This window comes from Rhodococcus sp. 11-3, from assembly GCF_023704055.1.
Taxonomy (GTDB): Bacteria; Actinomycetota; Actinomycetes; order Mycobacteriales; family Mycobacteriaceae; genus Rhodococcus; species Rhodococcus aetherivorans.
Genome location: NZ_CP080406.1, coordinates 2,799,084 through 2,812,462 on the forward strand (window position 1 = coordinate 2,799,084; position 13,379 = coordinate 2,812,462).

The 13,379-nt window shown below is 71.9% G+C and carries 12 protein-coding genes; 7 read left to right on the forward strand and 5 right to left on the reverse strand.

What is annotated here, in order from left to right; all coding sequences use genetic code 11:
• Window positions 1-15 precede the first annotated feature (15 nt).
• Together KZJ41_RS13350 and KZJ41_RS13355 are read left to right on the forward strand one after the other, a co-directional pair.
• Complete coding sequence (locus KZJ41_RS13350) at window positions 16-1,287, forward strand: acetoin utilization protein AcuC (protein WP_029543391.1); 1,272 nt, start codon at window positions 16-18, stop codon at window positions 1,285-1,287.
• A 208-nt stretch (window positions 1,288-1,495) separates the two neighbouring features.
• Entirely contained in the window at window positions 1,496-4,114 is a 2,619-nt protein-coding gene (locus KZJ41_RS13355; protein ID WP_075288601.1) for a bifunctional GNAT family N-acetyltransferase/acetate--CoA ligase family protein, read from the forward strand.
• Window positions 4,115-4,217: 103 nt separating this feature from the next.
• Here the strand turns inward: KZJ41_RS13355 and KZJ41_RS13360 are convergent, their stop codons facing one another.
• The 3 genes from KZJ41_RS13360 to KZJ41_RS13370 form a co-directional block, all read right to left on the reverse strand.
• Entirely contained in the window at window positions 4,218-5,180 is a 963-nt protein-coding gene (locus KZJ41_RS13360; protein ID WP_006935004.1) for a sigma-70 family RNA polymerase sigma factor, read from the reverse strand.
• A gap of 181 nt (window positions 5,181-5,361) precedes the next feature.
• Window positions 5,362-6,843: a methyltransferase gene (locus KZJ41_RS13365; protein WP_065922620.1), complete on the reverse strand. Its 1,482-nt coding sequence runs from the start codon at window positions 6,841-6,843 to the stop codon at window positions 5,362-5,364.
• Window positions 6,844-6,897: 54 nt separating this feature from the next.
• On the reverse strand, window positions 6,898-7,257 hold the full coding sequence (locus KZJ41_RS13370) for a DUF3099 domain-containing protein (RefSeq protein ID WP_006935000.1): 360 nt from the start codon (window positions 7,255-7,257) through the stop codon (window positions 6,898-6,900).
• A gap of 72 nt (window positions 7,258-7,329) precedes the next feature.
• Between KZJ41_RS13370 and KZJ41_RS13375 the strand changes: the two genes are divergently transcribed.
• Window positions 7,330-7,566 (forward strand): DUF3039 domain-containing protein, encoded by a 237-nt coding sequence (locus KZJ41_RS13375; protein WP_029543394.1) that lies wholly within the window; start codon window positions 7,330-7,332, stop codon window positions 7,564-7,566.
• Here KZJ41_RS13375 and KZJ41_RS13380 read toward each other — a convergent pair.
• Window positions 7,539-8,720 carry a YihY/virulence factor BrkB family protein gene (locus KZJ41_RS13380; RefSeq protein WP_006934997.1) on the reverse strand — a complete coding sequence of 394 codons (1,182 nt, stop codon included), beginning with the start codon at window positions 8,718-8,720 and terminating at the stop codon, window positions 7,539-7,541. The two genes, KZJ41_RS13375 and KZJ41_RS13380, sit on opposite strands and share 28 nt — an antisense overlap.
• A 257-nt stretch (window positions 8,721-8,977) precedes the next feature.
• Here KZJ41_RS13380 and KZJ41_RS13385 point away from each other — a divergent pair, with 257 nt between their 5' ends.
• Window positions 8,978-10,702: a DEAD/DEAH box helicase gene (locus KZJ41_RS13385; protein WP_029543398.1), complete on the forward strand. Its 1,725-nt coding sequence runs from the start codon at window positions 8,978-8,980 to the stop codon at window positions 10,700-10,702.
• A 118-nt stretch (window positions 10,703-10,820) separates the two neighbouring features.
• On the opposite strand, the gene KZJ41_RS13390 is transcribed toward KZJ41_RS13385, so the two are convergent.
• Entirely contained in the window at window positions 10,821-11,021 is a 201-nt protein-coding gene (locus KZJ41_RS13390; RefSeq protein ID WP_003935586.1) for a hypothetical protein, read from the reverse strand.
• Between the two features lie 255 nt (window positions 11,022-11,276).
• Between KZJ41_RS13390 and KZJ41_RS13395 the strand changes: the two genes are divergently transcribed.
• From KZJ41_RS13395 to KZJ41_RS13405, 3 genes are read left to right on the forward strand one after another with little or no spacing between them, the layout of a single operon-like run.
• Window positions 11,277-11,621 (forward strand): DUF952 domain-containing protein, encoded by a 345-nt coding sequence (locus KZJ41_RS13395; RefSeq protein WP_006938152.1) that lies wholly within the window; start codon window positions 11,277-11,279, stop codon window positions 11,619-11,621.
• Between the two features lie 45 nt (window positions 11,622-11,666).
• Window positions 11,667-12,149: a cation:proton antiporter regulatory subunit gene (locus tag KZJ41_RS13400; RefSeq protein WP_029543402.1), complete on the forward strand. Its 483-nt coding sequence runs from the start codon at window positions 11,667-11,669 to the stop codon at window positions 12,147-12,149.
• Window positions 12,150-12,152: 3 nt separating this feature from the next.
• Entirely contained in the window at window positions 12,153-13,373 is a 1,221-nt protein-coding gene (locus tag KZJ41_RS13405) for a cation:proton antiporter (RefSeq protein WP_006938150.1), read from the forward strand.
• Window positions 13,374-13,379 lie beyond the last annotated feature (6 nt).

Genomic DNA, 13,379 nt, shown 5'->3' on the forward strand with positions numbered 1-13,379 from the left:
AGTAGCTTTGTGGCCATGACCACGACCTCCGCCGCGACGGGCGATCCGACACATCCGAGCGGCGACCGAGTGGTGGTGTGGAGCCCGGACTTCCTCGACTACCGGTGGGGCCCGACTCATCCCATGAATCCCACCCGGCTCGATCTCACGATGGCACTGTCCCGCGGCCTCGGCCTGCTCGAGGGGGTGGAGACCCTGCGTCCGCCGGCCGCGACCGACGCCGAGCTGCTGCGCATCCACACCCCTGCCTACGTCGAGGCCGTCAAGCACGCCGGCAGCCTGCCGCCAGGTTCGACCGCCGGGGCGGAGGCCCCGCACGGTCTCGGCACCGAGGACAATCCGATCTTCCCGCGCATGCACGAGGCCAGTGCCGTCCTCGCAGGCGGCACCCTCGCCGCCGCCCGGGAGATCGCCGCCGGCCGCACCCGGCGGGCGGTGAGCATCGGCGGTGGGATGCACCATGCGATGGCGGACTGGGCCGCCGGATTCTGCGTGTACAACGACGCCGCCATCGCCATCTCGTGGCTCCTGGACAACGGCTTCGACCGGATCGCCTACATCGACGTCGACGCCCACCACGGCGACGGGGTGCAGCACGCCTTCCTGAGCGATCCCCGGGTGCTCACCGTCTCCATCCACCAGCACCCCGCGACGCTGTGGCCGAACACCGGCTGGTCCAGCGAGGTCGGCACCGGCGCCGCCGAGGGGACCGCGATCAACCTGCCGGTCCTGCCCGGCACCGTCGACGCGCTGTGGCTGCGCGCATTCCACGCCGTCGTCCCCGCCGCGGTCGCGACGTTCCGGCCGCAGATCATCATCAGCCAGTGCGGTGCCGACAGCCACCGGGAGGATCCGCTGGCCGACCTCTCGTTGACCGTCGACGGCCAGCGCGCGGCGTATCTCGCCATGCGCGAGCTCGCGGACCGGCACTGCGAGGGCCGGTGGCTCGCGGTGGGCGGAGGCGGCTACGGGCTGGTGCGGGTGGTGCCGAGATCCTGGACCCACCTGATCGCAGCCGTACTCGACCGCGAGATCGACCCCGCCACCCCGATCCCCGACGAGTGGCGCGAGCGGGTCGCCGCGATGGCGCCGGGGGTCGATCTGCCGACCGTGATGGGGGAGGGCGGCGACGTGGCGTATCTGCCGTGGGACGGCCCCGGCGGTACCCCCGAGACCGGCGTCGCATCGTTCGATCGTGCCCTCAGCCGCGTCGACTCGGCCATCGTCGCCACCCGCCGGGCCTGCTTCCCGCTGCTCGGCCTGGACCCGGAGGACCCGCGTGACTGAATCCGAGAACACGGCCCACGGCCCCGCGGTCACCGCGGGGCAGACCCCCGACGGCGACGCCGCCGGCGAGCCGGTCGATGCCGCCGCCGGCGAGCCGGTCGATGCCGCCGCCGGCGAGCCGGTCGATGCCGCCGCCCGCGCACAGGCGGAGAAGGAGGCCGCCCGCGAGCGCGCACTCGCCGTCGCCCGCAACTACCCCAAGCACTGGGTGGCGGACGTCCTCGCCGCCGACGGCAAGGCCGTGCACCTGCGTCCCATCGTCCCCGAGGACGCGGACCTGCTCGTGGACTTCCACAGCAAACTCTCCGAGCGCACCCGCTATCTCCGCTACTTCGGCCCCTACCCGACGATGTCGAAACGGGACCTGTTCAACTTCACCGTCGTCGACCACCACCGGCGGGTCGCGTTCGTGGCCCTGCTCGGCGGGGAGATCATCGCGGTCGGCCGCTACGAGGGTCTGCCCGAGGGCGACGGCCTGTCCGCCGAGGTCGCATTCACCGTCGCCGACGCGCACCAGGGCCGCGGCCTCGGTCCGATCCTGCTCGAGCACCTCGCCGGGGCCGCCGCCGAGAACGGCCTCCACACCTTCGTCGCGGAGGTGCTGGCCGAGAACCGCAACATGGTGACCGTGTTCCGGGAGGCCGGCTACCAGGTCAGCCGCAGTTTCGAGGGCGGCGTGGTGCGACTCGAGTTCGCCATCGACCCCACCGAGGCGCTGGTGTCGGTGCGCAACGCCCGCGAACGCGCCGCCGAGGCCCGCAGCGTTCGCAACCTGCTCAGCCCGGGCAGTGCCGCCGTCATCGGCGCGTCCACCGACAGCCGCAAGGTCGGCAACGCGGTCCTGGTCAACATGCTGCGCAGCGGCTTCACCGGCCCGGTCTATCCGGTCAACGCCGAGCACCGCTCGGTGCGTGGCGTGCGGGCCTATCCGACCGTCCGTGACATCCCCGACGACATCGACCTCGCGATCGCGGCGGTCCCGGCCGACGCCATCGACGCGGTGCTCGACGACTGCCTCGCCAAGGGCGTCAAGGCGTTGCTCGTCGTGTCGTCCGGCTTCGGCGAGACCGGTCCGGAGGGCCGGGTCGCGGAACGCCGCCTCGCCCACGCGGCCCGGGCGCACGGCATGCGGCTGATCGGGCCGAACGCGCTCGGCGTCGCCAACAACGATCCGGAGATCCGCCTCAACGCCACCCTCGCGCCCGTGCTGCCCGCGGCCGGCAACGTCGGCTTCTTCTGCCAGTCCGGCGCGCTGGGCATCGCGATCCTCGACGAGGCGGCCAAGACCGGCGTCGGCCTGTCCTCGTTCGTCTCTGCCGGCAACCGCGCCGACCTGTCGGGCAACGACCTGCTGCAGTACTGGGACACCGATCCGGCCACCGAGGTGGTGCTGCTGTATCTCGAGAGCTTCGGCAATCCGCGCAAGTTCTCGCGTATCGCGCGGCGCGTGGCCCGCAGCAAGCCGATCGTCGCCGTCAAGAGCGGCCGCCACGCCGTGCCCCCGGTCCTCGCGGCCCGCACGGGGGAGATGGACGACACCATCGTGCGGGACCTGTTCGAGCAGGCCGGCGTCGTGCAGGTGGGTTCGATCGCGCAGTTGTTCGACTCCGCCCTGTTGTTCGGCTACCAGCCGCTGCCCGCCGGCCCCCGCGTCGCGGTGGTGGGCAACTCCACGGCCCTCGGCGTGCTCGCCGTCGACGCCGCCCGCAGCGAGGGCCTGCACGTCGGTGAACCCGTCGATCTGGGGGCGGCGGCCTCGCCGGAACAGTTCGCGGCAGCCGTCGCCCACGCGCTCGAGGCGGCCGATGTCGACGCGGTGATCGCGGTGTTCGTGCCCCCGGTCGCCGTGACGGTCGAGCCGTACGCGCAGGCCCTGCGCGACGCCGTCGCCGGCACCGACAAGCCGGTGCTGACGACGTTCCTCGCCACCGAGGGCCTGCCCGACGTGCTCGCCGTGCGCGGACCGGACGGCCACCCCACCCGGGGTTCGGTGCCGTCGTATCCGGGGCCCGAGCGGGCGGCGCTCGCGCTGGCCCGGGCGTGGCGGTACGCCAAGTGGCGCAGCCGTCCGGCGTCCCAGGTCGTCCGTCCGGCGGGCATCGAAGCCGACAAGGCCCGCACCCTGGTCGAAGGGTGGCTGGCGACGTCGCCGGAGGGACGCTGGCTCTCGGACACCGAGGCGGCGCTGCTGCTCGCGTGCTACGGCGTGCACATCGCCGAGTTCCGGGCGGTGACCACGGCCGACGAGGCCGTCGCCGCCGCGGAGGAGATCGGGTTCCCCGTCGCGGTGAAGGCGACCGGCGCCCACTGGCGGCACCGGCCGGACCTGAGCGGGGTGCGGCTGGATCTGCTCGGGCCCGAGGCGGTGCGGATCGCGTACCGTGACCTCGCCGCGGTCTCCGGGGAGCCGTTGCTGCACGTGCAGAAGATGGCCACCAAGGGCATCGGTTGCGTCGTGCAGGTGCAGGACGACCCGTCGTTCGGGTCGCTGATCTCGTTCGGTCTCGCCGGGGTCATCTCCGACCTGCTCGGCGACCGCGCTTTCCGGGTCCTGCCGGTCACCGAGGACGAGGCGGTCGAGCTGATAGACGCACCCAAGGCGGCGCCGCTGCTGTCCGGCTACCGCAACACCGAGCCGGTCAGCAAGGCCGCGCTCGTCGACCTGGTCCAGCGCATCTCCGCTCTCGCCGACGATCTGCCGGAGGTGCGGGAGATCGCGTGCGAACCGGTCCTCGCGTCTCCCACGGGCGCGGAGATCACCGACGCGCACCTGCGGATCGGCCCCGAGCCGCACCCCCTAGACCTCGGCCCCCGCCGGCTGCGCTGACCTCGGCCCCCGCCGGCTGCGCTGACGGCCGCGGCGGTCCGCGGACGCGAAGATCCCCGAGAACCCAGCCCGGTTCTCGGGGATCGTCCGGCCGACTGCCCGGTCAGCTGGCGTAGGCGCGGAGGCGTTCGGCGCGATCGCCCTCGCGGAGCTTGCCCATCACTTCCCGCTCGATCTGGCGGACCCGCTCACGGGAGAGGCCGAACAGCTTGCCGATCTGGTCGAGGGTGCGGGGCTGGCCGTCGTCGAGGCCGTAGCGCAGCCGGATCACCTGCTGCTCGCGCTCGTCCAGGGTGGCCAGGACGCTGCGCACGTCGCTGTGCAGCAACCCGGCGATCACCGCGTTCTCCGCGGACGTCGCCTCGGCATCCTCGATGAAGTCGCCGAGCGGGGCCTCCTCGTCGTTGCCGACCGGCATGTCCAGGCTCACCGGGTCGCGGCTGTGGTCCAGCAGGTCGCCGATCTTCTCGACCGGGATACCGGACTCCGCGGACAGTTCCTCGTCGGTCGCCTCCCGGCCGAGCTGCTGATGCAGTTCCCGCTTGATCCGGGCCAGCTTGTTGACCTGCTCGACGAGGTGGACGGGGAGCCGGATCGTGCGGCTCTGGTCGGCCATGCCGCGGGTGATGGCCTGCCGGATCCACCAGGTGGCGTAGGTCGAGAACTTGAAGCCCTTGGCGTAGTCGAACTTCTCCATGGCGCGGATCAGGCCGAGGTTGCCCTCCTGGATCAGGTCCAGCAGGGGCATGCCGCGGCCGGTGTAGCGCTTGGCCAGGGACACGACCAGACGCAGATTCGCCTCGAGCAGGTGACTGCGGGCGGCCTGACCGTCACGCACGACGATCGCCAGGTCGCGCTTCTTCGCGGCGGTGAGCCGCTTCTTGGTCTCCAGCAGATGCTGGGCGTACAGGCCGGCCTCGATCCGCTTGGCCAGTTCCACCTCGTCCGCAGCGCTCAGCAGGGCCGTGCGGCCGATCCCGTTCAGATAGACGCGGACCAGGTCCGCGGCCGGGCTCTGGCTGTCGAGGTCGGAATCGACGCGGGCGGTGGTATCGGGGCGTGCCATGACGTGCCTCCTCATCGGTGGTGTCTCGATGCGTTCAACGCGCAGGACCCCTGGGAAAGTTCCCGGAGTTCCTCCGTGGGAACCGCCCTGACCTGCGTATATGGCGAACAGGTCCTGAGAAGTTGCTGAGAACACACCACCGGGGGAACCGGCGGGTAACTTTCCGGCCCGCCGGGCCGCCCTACCGGACGGGTTCGACGAGTCCGTGCCGGACGAGCGCCTGCACCAGGGGGACCGCCTGCCCGGCCAGCGCCTGCTCGTCCTCGTCGTGCGCGGCGGCGAGCAGCGCCACCAGCTCCGACAGCGGCAGGCCGTCGGCCCGCATCCCCGCCAGCAGGGCCGCTGCGGGATCGTCCACCTCGTGCTGCCAGTTCGGGCCGCCGCCGCGGTGCACGCGCGTCACCACCTGCCGCCAGCCGTCCGCACCCGGCAGGTACACGCGCTCCAGGGCGGTGTCGGGCCGGACGACGAACCGCGCCTCGAGGACGTCGTGGTCGCGCAACCACGCCAGCCGCTCGAAGTAGCCGACGGCCTCCGCCCCGAGCGGGTCGGTGAAGCCGTGCCGCAGGTCCTCGGCGAGCACGTCGCTGGGCGCGTCGGTGCGCCGCAGGTAGACGAACCCGAAGCCGATGCCCTCGACCCGGTGCCGCTCGAAGTGGTCCAGCCAGGCCTCGGCGCGCGCCGCCACCGCCGGATCCCGCGGGTCGGCGTCGCCGTCACGCAGCCACGTCCCCACGTAGAGGGCCGGGTCGGCGACGTCGCGCTGCACGATCCACGCATCGACCCCGTGGGCGGGCAGCCAGGAGGCGATCCGGCGTCGCCAGTCCTCGTCCTCGACGTGCACCCACGAGGCCAGCATCGCCGCGGTCCCACCCGGGTTCAGGTGCTCGGCGGCGCGGGAGACCATCAGCTCGCTCGCGCCGTCGAGGTCCAGGCCCGAGTCCCGGTAGGTGTGCTCGACCCGTCCGGTGCTCACCACGAACGGCGGGTTCGCGATGATCCGGTCGAAGCGGCGGCCGGCCACCGGCTCGAACCACGATCCCTCGAGCAGTTCGACCTCGACCTCGTTGAGCGCGGCCGTGGCGGCGGCCAGATCCAGTGCCCGCGGGTTGACGTCGGTGGCGGTGACGGTGCCGGCGAAGTCGGTGGCGCGCACGGCCTGTACGCCGCAGCCGGTGCCCAGGTCCAGCACCGAGCCGACCGGGTCGGTGGGCATGGCCTGCAGCAGCGACAGCGAGGCGTGCCCGACCCCGAGCACGTGGTCCTCGCGGGTGGGCCGGGGGCGCATCGCCCCGTCGAGGTCCGACAGCATCCAGCGGGTGCCGGTGCCGGCGTCGAGCGGTCGCAGATCCAGCGCCGCGCGCACGCCGTCGCCGTCGCGTTCGAGCAGCCCGGCCGCGAGCGCCGTCGCCACGTCGACCGGGGCGAGCGCCGCGGCCACCTCCGCAGCAGGCAGCGTGTCGCACACCAGGAACAGGCGCACGAGGGTGCCGAGATCACCACCGCCCGTCGCGGCCCGCCGCACCGGCACGGGCTCGCCCCGGCCGAGCGCGGCGTGCGCGTCGGGGCCGAGCAGCTCGAGCAGCGTGTCGGTGTCGAACCGGGCGCGCGTCAGCGCCGTGCGCAACGGGGGGCAGATCGAAAGCAGCAGGTCGCGGTCCACCCCCGCATTCTGGCAGCACCCCGAGGCCGCGTCGCCGGGGACCGGGGAGCCGGGTCAGCCCTCGATGATGCGGGGCTGCGGGCCCTCCAGGGCGGTGGTCCCGTCCCCGCGGCCGTCCCAGCGGCTGGGCTCGTCCTTCGACCGCGGCGGCCGATCGTTGGCGATGAGCACCGCCACCCACGGCAACGGGACGGACAGGGCGAGGATGCCCACCGAGAGCCAGGGATTGGCGAACGCCGCGTAGGCGAGGGCGGCAAGGATCATGGCGGGGATGCGGAAGGACATGAGCGTGAGGTACTTGCGGACCCGCGCACGGTGCTGGTCCTCCAGCGACAACGCCGCCTCGGTGATCAGAACCGGTTTCTCGGGTGACCCGTCGTCGTAGTCCCCATTGAAACCCGGAGTTCTCGACATCCCTCTACTGTCCCACTCGCGCGCGCGGAATGCACATGCGCATCTGCACCGGGGGTGCGGCATCATGTAACGGTGAGCACCGACATCAAGGAACGGCCGGATACCACCACCGACGAAACCACCGACGACGACACTCCCAAGTTCTTCCACTACGTCAAGAAGGACAAGATCGCCGAGAGCGCGGTCATGGGCACCCACGTCGTCGCGCTGTGCGGCGAGGTCTTCCCGGTGACGCGCTCCCCGAAACCGGGGTCACCGGTGTGCCCGGAGTGCAAGAAGGTCTACGAGGGCCTGCGCAGGGGCGACTGATCGACGGTCTCGTCCGGAGCCGCCGGGGCGTGTTCGCCGGCGGCCTTCTCCGCTGCGCGCGGGTGCGGAGCGTCCACGGGGCACGACTCCGGTTCCCGCTGGTCCGGCCTCATGATGTCCGGTAGCCGGATCGGGATCGGCGCCGTCCCGAGCCGCCGGGTCAGGCCGGTCACTGCCGCCGCCGCCGGCGAGGGCGCCGCGGCGGCCCGTTCGGCCAGCCACCGGCGCATCTGCTCGATGCGGGTCTCGCGGGCGGGCCAGAACTCCTGCACGGTCGCGTTGAACTCGGCACCCAGCACGACGGCGAAGCCGAGGAAGAAGGTGAACAGCAGGAACGCGATCGGGGTGGCGAGCGCGCCGTAGGTGTAGCCGGTCCCGGAGACCCACCGCAGATACCAGCGCAGTCCCGCGCTCGACGCCATGAAGAACGTGCCCGCGAGGATCGCGCCGCCCAGCAGCCGATGCCACGGCAGCGATCTCGGCAGCGCCACCTTGTACAGCGTCGTCAGGCCCACGAGCAGCAGCAGTCCCACGCCGGGGTAGTAGAACGTGTCCAGCAGCCGGGTGCCGAGGTCGTACCACGCCGCTGGCAGCGCGCGTCCGATCATGGTCGGCCCGAGCGCGACGAGTGGCAGCGTGAACACCGCCAGCACGAGGAACACCACGTACAGCAGCAGCGCGAAGAACCGCTGCCAGACGGGATGCCGGTGATCGTGCTGGTCGTGTGCCTCGTCGATCGAGTCCACGAACGTCGAGATCGCCGACGAACCCGCCCAGAGCGACAGCAGGAACCCGAGGGACATCACGTCGGCGCGTCCCCGCAGCAGCACGTCCTGCACCGTGGGCCCGATGATGTCGTCGACGACGCTCTCGCTGAACATCGTGCGGCTGAACGTGACGATCTTGGACTGGATGATCTCCACCGTGTCCGGCCCGAACCACCCGGCCACGTACCCGAGACTGCCCAGCAGGCCCAGCAGCAGCGGGGGCAGCGACAGCGTCTGCCAGAAGGCGGCGGCTGCGGCCTTGCTGAAGATGGAGTCGTCCCACGCCTTGGTCGCCGTGCGGGCGATCACCTGCAGGCCGCGATGCACCGGCCGCCGTCGCGGGCTCGATGCGGCGGTGGATCCGGCCGGTGGGGATATCTCGCTCATGGGTACTTCCAGCATTCCTGACGACACGCCGCGGTGCGCGGCGGCGGGCCGACGGGACCGCGAATTCTGTCATGATCGTCTCCTGTCGCCCGCGTCACGGACGGCGGTTCGGATGCGGGCCGGGCTCGCGGGCCGGGATAGGCTGCTCGACGGCCGTCGCCCGCCCGGCGACCGCACGGCGGTGCCCGTTCGCCGCCCGGCGACGTCGCCGTAGAGCGAAACCACCTGCACGACCGGAGAAGGAGCACGAGTAGCCGGTGAGCACCGAGACCCTCGGAACAGCGTCCTCCGCCCCCGCCGGACAGCTGCGCGCCTGGCAGCGCCGGGCCCTCACGAAGTACCTCGCGACGGGTCCGCGGGATTTCCTCGCCGTCGCGACCCCGGGCGCCGGTAAGACCACGTTCGCGCTGCGCGTCGCGAGCGAGCTGCTGCGCGACCGCACCGTCGACCAGGTGACGGTCGTCGCCCCGACCGAGCACCTCAAACACCAGTGGGCCGCCTCGGCCGCCCGCTCCGGCATCGCGCTGGACTCGAACTTCACCAACTCCACGGGCCAGACGTCGAGCGACTTCCACGGCGTCGTGGTGACCTATGCACAGGTCGCCTCGCATCCGTTCAAGCATCGGGTCCGCACCGAGGCGCGCCGCACCCTGGTGATCCTCGACGAGATCCACCACGGCGGCGACGCCAAGAGCTGGGGCGAGGGCATCCGGGAGGCGTTCGGCGACGCCACCCGCCGCCTCGCCCTGACCGGAACACCGTTCCGCAGCGACGACAGCGCCATCCCGTTCGTGGTGTACGAACCGAACGCCGACGGTCTCATGCAGTCCAGGGCCGACCACGCGTACGGCTACGCCGACGCGCTCGCCGACGGCGTCGTGCGCCCGGTGGTGTTCCTCGCCTACTCCGGTGAAGCCCGGTGGCGCAACAGCGCGGGGGAGGAGTACTCGGCGCGGCTCGGCGAGCCGCTCAGCGCCGAGCAGACCGCCCGGGCGTGGCGGACCGCGCTCGATCCCGCCGGCGACTGGATCCCGGCCGTCCTCACCGCCGCCAACACGCGGCTCGAGCAGCTGCGCCAGGGCGGGATGCCCGACGCGGGCGGATTGGTCATCGCCAGCGACCAGACGGTGGCCCGCGCGTATGCCAGGATCCTCGAGCAGCTCACCGGCGAGGCGCCCGCACTCGTCCTGTCCGACGACCCGACGGCCTCCGGGCGCATCTCGGAGTTCGATGCGAGCACCCAGCGCTGGATGGTGGCGGTGCGAATGGTGTCCGAAGGCGTCGACGTGCCGCGGCTCGCGGTGGGCGTGTACGCCACCAGCGCGTCGACGCCGCTGTTCTTCGCCCAGGCCATCGGCCGGTTCGTGCGATCGCGCCGCAAGGGCGAGACCGCGAGCGTGTTCCTGCCGTCCGTGCCGGTGCTGCTCGATCTCGCCAGCCAGCTCGAGGCCCAACGGGACCACGTGCTCGGCAAGCCCCACCGCGAGAAGGAGGGCTTCGACGACGACCTGCTCGCCGACGCCAACCGGCGCAAGGACGAACCCGGCGAGGAGGAGAAGGCCTTCACCGCGCTCGGCGCCGACGCCGAGCTCGACCAGGTGATCTACGACGGCTCCTCGTTCGGCACGGCGACGTTCGCCGGCAGCGAGGAGGAAGCCGACTACCTGGGGCTTCCCGGGCTGCTCGACGCCGAACAGATGCGGGCGCTGCTGCGCCGCCGCCAGCAGGAGCAGCTGGACAAGCCGGCCTCCCCGCCCACCCCCGTCCCGCCGCCGCAGGTGGCCGAGCGGGTGGCGACCGCCGACTCGCTGGCCCGGCTGCGCAAGGAACTGAACTCGCTCGTCGCCATGCACCACCACCGCACCGGCAAGCCGCACGGGGTCATCCACGGGGAGCTGCGGCGGCAGTGCGGCGGCCCGCCGACCGCGATCGCCACCGCCGAGCAGCTCGGCGACCGCATCGCCCTGCTGCGTCAGTGGTGAGCCGGCCGACGGTGAACCGGCCGACGGCACACTCCCGGAACGGCGAAACGGGCGACCACTCGCGGTGGTCGCCCGTTTCGGGTCGGGTCTCGGAGTCGGTCGGCTCCGGAACGGTGGATCAGACGGCGGCTTCGGCGTCGGACTCGGTCACGATCGTGGCGCCGAGTTCACGCAGCCGGTCGGTGTGCTCCTTGGCGTGGTGGCCGCAGAAGAGCAGCTCGCCACCGGTGGCAAGGACGGCACGGACGCGAGCGGCTGCACTGCACCGATCGCAGCGGTCTGCGGCGGTCAACTTCGGGCTGGTCAACGTTCCGGGCATGACTCCTCCAAACTGGCCACCACTGTCGTCGGTTGCCTGGGGTCTGGTCCGCCGCACCGGGCCGGCGCGGTGGATCTACTGTGTCAGACGATTCCCGTTCATGCGTTGTTCCAATCCTCCGGAAATCGTGTCGCGTTTCACCCCGGAACCGGCCGAATGCCGACGACGTGCGGTTTCGCGGCTGCGGGTGTTCGCTCACAGCGCAGAGCCCTCGGCGCCGTCGCGGGCCCGGAACGGCCGTCGAGAGGGGGCGCGGTGACAGATCGGCTGGTACACATCTGCGCGCGGGCCGACTGGGAGCGGGCGCAGCACAGCGGGGCGTTGACCCCAGAGTCGCTCGCCGCGCAGGGGTTCGTGCACCTGTCGGCCCCGGAACAGGTGCACCTGCCGGCGAACCGGTTGTTCGCCGGCCGCACGGACCTGGTGCTGTTGCACATCGACCCGGCCCGGCTCGTGGACGAGGTGCGGTTCGAGCCGGGGGTGCCGGGCGATCCGGCGGGGATGGCGTTCCCGCACCTCTACGGTCCCCTCCCCGTCGCCGCGGTCACCGCAGTCGTCGACTACCTCCCCGACGAAAACGGACGGTTCGGACATCTCTGACGGTGCGCCGTCACCCGTGTCCGCCGTGAGCCCTACTCTGGCGGCATGAACGTCGAAGTGACGCCGCTTCCCGGGATCGGTGTGCGCAAGGACTTCGAGCTGGCGTCGGGTCGTCGGATCGGGGTCATCACGCATCGGGACGGCCATTCGGACCTGATCATCTCGAAGGCAGACGATCCCGACGCCTGCGCCGCCTCGCTACCGCTGACCGTCGAGGAGGCGGCCACACTGAGCAACCTGCTCGGCGCGCCCCAGCTCGTCGCCCAGCTCCAGGAGGACCACCGGGAGCTGCCCGGGATCATCACCCGGCAGCTGCACATCCACGACGGCTCCCGCTTCGACGGGGCGGTGCTCGGGGACACGGCGATGCGGACCCGCACGGGCGTGTCCGTCGTCGCGGTGATGCGCGCGGGGCAGGTGACGCCGTCACCGGGACCGGACTTCGTGCTCACCGGGGGAGACATCCTCGTCGCCGTCGGCACCGCCGACGGGCTGGACGCCGCGGCCAGGATCCTGCGCAACGGCTGACGGATGAACTCGACCACGCTCGCCCTGATCGAACTGGGGGCGGTGTTCTTCGCCCTGGGGGTGCTCGGACGGGTCGCCGCGCGATTCGCCATGTCGCCGATCCCGTTCTACCTCCTCGGCGGTCTGGCGTTCGGCACCGGCGGCTTCGTCCAGCTCGGCGACATCAGCGAATTCAGTCACGTCGCCAGTGAGATCGGCGTGGTCCTGCTCCTGCTGCTTCTCGGGCTGGAATACACGGCCTCCGAGCTCATGACCGGGCTCAAACGTTCCCGCGCGGCGGGTCTGCTCGATCTCGTGCTCAACGCCGCGCCGGGGGCGGCGATCGCGCTGCTGCTCGGTTGGGGTGCGACGGGGGCGTTCGTCCTCGGGGGCATCACCTACATCTCGTCCTCGGGCATCATCGCCAAGACGCTGACCGACCTCGGCCGTCTGGGTAACCGGGAGACTCCCGTGGTGCTGTCGATCCTCGTCTTCGAGGACCTCGCGATGGCGGTATACCTGCCGATCCTGACCGCGGTGCTCGCCGGGGTCAGCCTGATCGGTGGACTCGAGGCCGTCGCGATCGCCCTGGGCCTGGTCACGATCGTGCTCGTGCTGGTGCTGCGGTACGGGCGTTACGTCTCTGCGGTGCTCGACAGCCCGGACAGCGAGACGCTGCTGCTCAAGCTGCTCGGGGCCGCGCTCCTCGTCGCGGGCGTCAGCTCGGCGATGCAGGTGTCGGCGGCGGTCGGTGCGTTCCTGCTCGGCATCGCGATCTCGGGGTCGACCGCCCACAATGCGGCTCGCGTCCTCGAGCCCCTGCGGGACCTGTTCGCGGCGATCTTCTTCGTGTTCTTCGGCCTCAACACCGATCCGACCGCGATCCCCCCGGTGCTGGGGTGGGCGGTGCTGCTCGCCGTCGTCACCGCGCTGACGAAGATCGCCACCGGCTGGTGGGCGGCCCACCGGCACGGCATCGGCACCATGGGCCGGGCCCGCGCGGGCGCCGCACTCATCGCCCGCGGCGAGTTCTCCATCGTCATCGCCGGACTGGCCGTCACCTCCGGCCAGGTGGATGCCGAGCTCGCCGCCCTCGCCTCGGCGTACGTGCTGATCACGGCGGTGCTCGGACCCGTCGCGGCACGGATCGTCGAGCCCGTCACCCGCACCGTGGTGCCCCGGCTACGCGAACGGCCGTCGGCTGCGGAGCCGACGGCCGATCGCCGTGAAGCGGAAGAGTTCTAGACGTCG

Coding starts and splice junctions, on each gene's coding strand:
- KZJ41_RS13390 (WP_003935586.1), bottom strand. CDS start 11,021: ATGCCCGGAACGTTGACCAGCCCGAAGTTGACCGCCGCAGACCGCTGC.
- KZJ41_RS13405 (WP_006938150.1), top strand. CDS start 12,153: ATGAACTCGACCACGCTCGCCCTGATCGAACTGGGGGCGGTGTTCTTC.
- KZJ41_RS13400 (WP_029543402.1), top strand. CDS start 11,667: ATGAACGTCGAAGTGACGCCGCTTCCCGGGATCGGTGTGCGCAAGGAC.
- KZJ41_RS13380 (WP_006934997.1), bottom strand. CDS start 8,720: ATGAGCGAGATATCCCCACCGGCCGGATCCACCGCCGCATCGAGCCCG.
- KZJ41_RS13350 (WP_029543391.1), top strand. CDS start 16: ATGACCACGACCTCCGCCGCGACGGGCGATCCGACACATCCGAGCGGC.
- KZJ41_RS13360 (WP_006935004.1), bottom strand. CDS start 5,180: ATGGCACGCCCCGATACCACCGCCCGCGTCGATTCCGACCTCGACAGC.
- KZJ41_RS13370 (WP_006935000.1), bottom strand. CDS start 7,257: ATGTCGAGAACTCCGGGTTTCAATGGGGACTACGACGACGGGTCACCC.